9 protein-coding genes are annotated in these 5,340 nt (G+C 45.9%); 1 reads left to right on the forward strand and 8 read right to left on the reverse strand.

Annotated features, from left to right (window positions below; genetic code table 11):
- The 7 genes from QUA62_RS28795 to QUA62_RS28820 all read right to left on the reverse strand — a co-directional run.
- A partial coding sequence (locus QUA62_RS28795) for a transposase (RefSeq protein WP_333408217.1) occupies nt 1-201 on the reverse strand: 201 nt, incomplete at its 3' end.
- A 2-nt stretch (nt 202-203) separates the two neighbouring features.
- Nucleotides 204-671, reverse strand: coding sequence for a transposase family protein (locus QUA62_RS29585; protein ID WP_445301736.1), 468 nt, complete (start codon nt 669-671; stop codon nt 204-206).
- Between the two features lie 131 nt (nt 672-802).
- Nucleotides 803-1,726 carry a GIY-YIG nuclease family protein gene (locus QUA62_RS28800; RefSeq protein ID WP_333408218.1) on the reverse strand — a complete coding sequence of 308 codons (924 nt, stop codon included), beginning with the start codon at nt 1,724-1,726 and terminating at the stop codon, nt 803-805.
- A gap of 101 nt (nt 1,727-1,827) precedes the next feature.
- Nucleotides 1,828-2,202, reverse strand: coding sequence for a hypothetical protein (locus tag QUA62_RS28805; protein ID WP_333408219.1), 375 nt, complete (start codon nt 2,200-2,202; stop codon nt 1,828-1,830).
- Nucleotides 2,147-2,470, reverse strand: coding sequence for a hypothetical protein (locus QUA62_RS28810; RefSeq protein ID WP_333408220.1), 324 nt, complete (start codon nt 2,468-2,470; stop codon nt 2,147-2,149). The genes QUA62_RS28805 and QUA62_RS28810 overlap by 56 nt, the downstream gene beginning before the upstream one ends.
- Nucleotides 2,467-2,640 carry a hypothetical protein gene (locus QUA62_RS28815; RefSeq protein WP_333408221.1) on the reverse strand — a complete coding sequence of 58 codons (174 nt, stop codon included), beginning with the start codon at nt 2,638-2,640 and terminating at the stop codon, nt 2,467-2,469. The genes QUA62_RS28810 and QUA62_RS28815 overlap by 4 nt, the downstream gene beginning before the upstream one ends.
- On the reverse strand, nt 2,606-2,755 hold the full coding sequence (locus QUA62_RS28820) for a hypothetical protein (RefSeq protein ID WP_333408222.1): 150 nt from the start codon (nt 2,753-2,755) through the stop codon (nt 2,606-2,608). The genes QUA62_RS28815 and QUA62_RS28820 overlap by 35 nt, the downstream gene beginning before the upstream one ends.
- A gap of 415 nt (nt 2,756-3,170) precedes the next feature.
- Here QUA62_RS28820 and QUA62_RS28825 point away from each other — a divergent pair, with 415 nt between their 5' ends.
- The gene (locus QUA62_RS28825; RefSeq protein ID WP_333408223.1) at nt 3,171-3,923 is read left to right on the forward strand and encodes a DUF4336 domain-containing protein; all 753 of its coding nucleotides are present in this window, start codon (nt 3,171-3,173) and stop codon (nt 3,921-3,923) included.
- A gap of 918 nt (nt 3,924-4,841) precedes the next feature.
- On the opposite strand, the gene QUA62_RS28830 is transcribed toward QUA62_RS28825, so the two are convergent.
- Entirely contained in the window at nt 4,842-5,300 is a 459-nt protein-coding gene (locus tag QUA62_RS28830) for a nucleotide disphospho-sugar-binding domain-containing protein (RefSeq protein WP_333408224.1), read from the reverse strand.
- Nucleotides 5,301-5,340 lie beyond the last annotated feature (40 nt).

Consider the following 5,340-nt stretch of genomic DNA (forward strand, 5'->3'; position numbering starts at 1 on the left):
TGGGAATACTTTTTTGATAACTTGAGGGAATCCACCCCACATATCAACACTCACTTCCTCAACTTGTTCGCGAACCTCAATTGGTTGTTTCATAAGGACTTCAATGATTTCTTCACAGCGATGAGAATCAATCATCTCAATTAAATTACCTTCGGAGATGTCACTAACAACAGTCACAAAATTTCCTTGACCTTTTCGCATACTTATCTCATCGAGACAAATTCGTTTAACCGGTTTCCAATTCGTTTTTTTTTGATTGTGTTTACCTGTTCAAATATTCCTTTTATTTCGTCATCACTCAGTCCTTCTTCTCGTCGAATTTGCTCCATGCTCGATTGTTTTACACGCTCATAAATATTTTGTTCGTATCGTTGATTATGCCGTCTTTTAACGTCCAAAAACTCTATTCTTTCTGTGGGATACCGTTGACAACTAGGACAGTAAAACTGCCGTCGTGGGATTGTTAGATACACAGGACGACCAAAAACAGACAAATCTCTTACTAGAATTGGTCGATTTTGATGCAGTTTTTCGGTAGGATTTTTACAATGATGACAAACAATTCCTTCTGATAAAATGCTCAGGCCCAAGAAAATTTTTCCCTCAACTTGAGTACAAGTTTCAACCCTGACTCCAGGCAATGCTAATAGATAGTCTAGATGGAAGCTCATAACGGTAAATGTATTATTAGGTACATTTTACACCATAAACTCAGGAGAGCCAACTAACACTTGTAACTGTACTGCAATTAATTATGTTTGTAAGGGCGAGCGCACTTATCTAACCCGCTGCTCTCTCGATTTTAACTCACATCCTTTTCCACGCTGCCGCCGATCGCCTCCAACTCAACATCACTCAACACTTTTGCTTCCATCCCGTACAAATCATTCAGCACCGCCTTGACGTTTGCAAACACAAAATACTCCGTCAGTTTCCCAATGCGATAATTAAACGCTTTGTAGCGGTATTTGAAGTACAGTTCTACATTTCCCCGGTGTTCCCAAAGTCCCAGCAAGTTGACGGCGACATCCGAGTAATGCGCTTTCACATCCCGCTGCACTTCGGCAATGCGTTCCTCGATCGATCGAGTAGTAATTCCAATTTTGTAGAACGTGTTCCCGTTCGCTTTCACCTCAAGGAAATAGAGCGAATTCACCAAAATCCGACGAAGCTGTGCTCGATAAATCAGCAAATCAGCCCGCCGTTCTTCTAAACAAGATAACCCCGCAGCTTCAGCAATTTCTACAGACCCTTCTAACTTAACTAACTCCGACACCAGCAAGGGTTCTTGGACTTTGTTGAACAGCGCTAGGGGAAGAGCACCCACTGGGATTTTACCCAAGTCGGTAAACTCATAAGAGCGATCGCCCGACGACTCCAGCAATCCTTTCAACTGCCACCGAAAGTTTACCAAGTCTTTGGGAATCGATCGCTTTTGGGCCCCGTACTCTTTCCACAGCACCTTCAACTGTTCCAATTCCTCGCCCTTAAGCTGGATGGTGAAGTTGTCGTAGAGGGGAAGCGAGGGAAACGCTTTGGTTTTAATCCGCTGCGACACGGGTTTGCAAGTGTCCTCAGTGTGCGCGAAGTGATGTTCTTTCACCGACCCCTTTTTTGCGGTGAGGGAGCCGCCACAGTAGAGACAAGCGAGATTAGTTTTTCCGCGCACAACTTCATCAATGCTCGCCAAGTTACCGTCGGGAGCAACACCAAATTTAAGCCACATATTTATAAAAATTCTTCAAAGCAGGGTTTGAAGATGCACCCGCTTTTATTGACTATCGAGCTCGATCATTCTATCACTCTCTTCTGTTTTCTGTTGCAGCTTCACCTTTTTACCAGCGAAAAGAAAAATTGGCGCAGCAAGGTTTTAACTTTTCGGTAGAATAGGGTGAGGGGAAGCAGTTCGTCCTCGCGTTGCTCACTTGGTTGCTCACTTGGTTGCACTCTTGTGTCGCAATAAGCTTTGGCTGCTGCAAGTGCTGACGAATGCTCGGGAGTTGGCTGATTTCCTGTATCCTCCGAAGCACAAAAAGGATTATGGGAGCGGCAATCAAAAGCTCCAGGCAATCTGTAATCATCAATAATGGCATAGTAGTGAGAAGAGCCAACTCCACCAGGCATAAACTGACTGAAACAATAAATTTCAATCGACTGGTCTTTGTAGATTTCTTTGTAAACCAAGTGAAAAGAGCCTGTCATGAGGTTTGGCGCTGTAATTACAAAGTGTTCTGTATCCGCGACACGATCGGGGAATGCAATCGCCCAGAAAGTTATATCCCTCTGATTTTAGCAATCCCAACAACCGCCATAGCAAGTCGATCGAATCTTTCGGAATCGGACAATTAGCAGCACCGTACTCTTTCCACAGCACTTTCAATTGTTCTAATTCCTCGCCCTCTCGTTGGATTTTGAAATAATCGTAGAGGGGAAGCCAGAGGAAGGCTTTAGTTGTGGGTAGCTGGCTCACTTGGCTTGCAAGTTTCTCCGCTGTGGTCTGGCGTGGTACTCTTTCACGTTCCCCTTTTTCGCTGTCAATCCGCCACCGCAGTAAAGACAAGCGAGATTCGTTTTTCCCCGCACAACCTCATCAATGCCCGTCAGTTCACCACTGAGAGCAACGCCGTATTTTAGCCACATTGTCTGTCAATTCTCCTTTGAGCAAGTTTTGGAGATGCACCCGCTCCACACGATCGAGAATTGTAACAAATCTAGGGGTGAGGGCTTCTGCCTTGGGAAAGAAAGCGATCGTCATTCGATGCTCTTGATGCGCGAGTGTCAACCGGCGCGGCGTGAGAGGTAATGTGCTCAAAATATTACTTCCGGGTAGTCGGGGAGGCTGCCGATCGCGCCGAGGCGATAGCTGCGTCAAAAGGACAGATTGATGTCTGGGTGGCTCGGGTACAAAAACAAAAGCGAGAGCGAGAGCACAAGTAAAGTAGATGCAAATGCCAGTCGTCAGGTCGGGCGATTGTTAGCTTTTGCATCTTTCAATTATAAAATTGCGAGTGCTTTAGCAAGGAAGACACAAGCTAACAACGCCCAGGCACACTGCCTACCAAGAGATAATCGATTTGATGCAGACGTTACTTGCAACAGGTGATGGGCACTGCTAGCCTACTTTTATACGCCAGGCTAGAGCAGTAAGCCTTTACCTTCCTTTCCTAGCTATGAGCAACGACGCAATCGCACTTTATGAATTAATCAACCTTCTGAAACAGGTTGACGAAGATATTTGGATCGTAGATGGTTCCATCGTGCAGATGGCAATGTATGGAGCAAAAGTGCCCTTCCCAACCCGAATGACGATTGTGCGACTGAGCACTGGTGACCTATGGTGCCATTCACCAACAGAATTGACTCCAGAACTGAAAGCTCAAATTGACTCCCTCGGTTCACTGCGCCACCTCATTTCGCCCAACAAAATTCATTACGCCCATATCGGTGCTTGGACTAGCGCTTATTCAGAAGCTATAGCATGGGCATTTCCAGGTGTTCGCGATCGTGCCGCGCAGCAGAAAATTGCAGTGGATTTTGATGCTGACTTGGAAGATGAACCACCACATGAGTGGGTAGCAGACCTAGACCAATTAATCTTTCGTGGCGGTCGATTTATGGAAGAAGTCGTCTTTTTCCACCGCAAGAGCGCCACTCTCATCCTTGCCGATCTCATCGAAAACTTTGAACTAAATAAAGTGAGTCAGCAGTTGCATTGGCTACTTAAATTAGGGGGTGTTGCTGATCCGGATGGAAAACTCCCATTGGATTTGCGAATGACATTTCTCGGGAAAAAGGAACAGGCACGTAGCTGCTTACAGCGAATACTTCAGTGGAACCCTGAAAAAGTTATCCTATCCCACGGTCGTTGGTATGAGAATAACGGTACTGCTGAGTTACGGCGTGCTTTTCGCTGGCTTGAATAACGTTTAGACGACAGCAAGCTATCCAACGACAACAAATTCGACACCCTCGGACACTCTAAATATTCTGGGGAGCTGTGCTTAGAAAGACTGTTTTTCTTTAAGTCTGATGCCGTTGCCTATGCTGCCGAACTAGACAAGGAACTAAAACCCTATGGGAAGGATTGAGCTACCCACCAACCCAACCGATCGCCCAAGCTCCCAGCCGCTATACTGCGACTAATGGGCAACCTATTGCCAATTACCAATTATCAATTACCCTTCATAAAAAAGCCCTCGGCATCACGTTGGGGGATCTTTGTTTTGGGACGATCACATTTTCTCGACTTCGACAGAAATTTGGTCAGCACTAGCCCTCGCAACAAATTCAGTGGCTGCCTTATGAAAAAATATCGCCTTTGTGCTTTTAACTTCACAAGGTAGCTACAACTGAGTGCTACGCTTGGCCATAACCGGGCGCTACGTTATTAGTGATGATTTAATGGTGTGGCGCTTACTCATCTACTAATGACCAATAACAAAAATCATGGGTGCTATCGAAACTATGTTTTTCTACAGAGACTTTCTCTGTCAAACTCGCTGTAACGATGAATGGGTAATCTTTTGCCCCACTTGCTTTTACGGCTATGTAGGCAGAGCCGATGCCGGTCTTGCCTACACAGCCGCAAAAGAAAAAGTGGATCGTGTTCTAAAACTGCGGTACGCGAAAGCCAATCGCCAAAACTCCTGAAGCCGTTTATAGTGTTGGTAATTGGGGCAAAGACTCATTGCCAATTACCAATTGCAAATTACCCATCGTGTAAAAAAAAGCCCTCTGACATTTCGGTCGGGGGCTTTTTTTTGGGGCGAGCGGGCGATCGGGCCTCTTGGCTACAGCTTATTTTTGCTCTTCTAGGAGCTTAAAGTCAGCCCCAAAAAGTATTATTTCCCAGCCAAAACAGGTTTCCCCGTCAATACAGCCTGTTCGATAATATCAGCCGCTCGCTTGACGCCGCCCGCTCGCCCGCTCGCCTCTTGCATCTCGATAGCCCTTTGTTTATACGACTTTTGGGTTAGGACTTTCCTAATTGCCGATCGTAGTTTAGAAACGCTCAATTCCTTCAAAGAAACCACTTCACCAACACCCGTCCAAGCAATCCGCGCTGCGACTCCTGGCTGGTCATTCGTCACAGGAATTGCCACCATGGGGACTCCATTGCTCAAAGATTCCAACGTTGTATTCATCCCGGCGTGAGTAATAGTCAGATCGGCTTCTTGCAGCAACTCTAATTGCGGTGCATAGCCAACAACGATCGGATTTCCTGGCAAGGGCAGCAAGGATTCGGGAGTCGCACTCCCGCCGAGAGATATAGCAATCCTATATGAATTGTGAAAAGGCATCAAATCTTTTCAAGTTAGGAAAATTGAAAAGATTATATTT

The organism is Microcoleus sp. MON1_C1 (genome assembly GCF_036701945.1).
In the GTDB taxonomy this organism is placed as follows: Bacteria; Cyanobacteriota; Cyanobacteriia; order Cyanobacteriales; family Microcoleaceae; genus Microcoleus.

Coding starts and splice junctions, on each gene's coding strand:
- QUA62_RS29585 (WP_445301736.1), bottom strand. CDS start 671: ATGAGCTTCCATCTAGACTATCTATTAGCATTGCCTGGAGTCAGGGTT.
- QUA62_RS28800 (WP_333408218.1), bottom strand. CDS start 1,726: ATGTGGCTTAAATTTGGTGTTGCTCCCGACGGTAACTTGGCGAGCATT.
- QUA62_RS28805 (WP_333408219.1), bottom strand. CDS start 2,202: ATGACAGGCTCTTTTCACTTGGTTTACAAAGAAATCTACAAAGACCAG.
- QUA62_RS28815 (WP_333408221.1), bottom strand. CDS start 2,640: ATGTGGCTAAAATACGGCGTTGCTCTCAGTGGTGAACTGACGGGCATT.
- QUA62_RS28820 (WP_333408222.1), bottom strand. CDS start 2,755: ATGACGATCGCTTTCTTTCCCAAGGCAGAAGCCCTCACCCCTAGATTT.
- QUA62_RS28825 (WP_333408223.1), top strand. CDS start 3,171: ATGAGCAACGACGCAATCGCACTTTATGAATTAATCAACCTTCTGAAA.
- QUA62_RS28830 (WP_333408224.1), bottom strand. CDS start 5,300: ATGCCTTTTCACAATTCATATAGGATTGCTATATCTCTCGGCGGGAGT.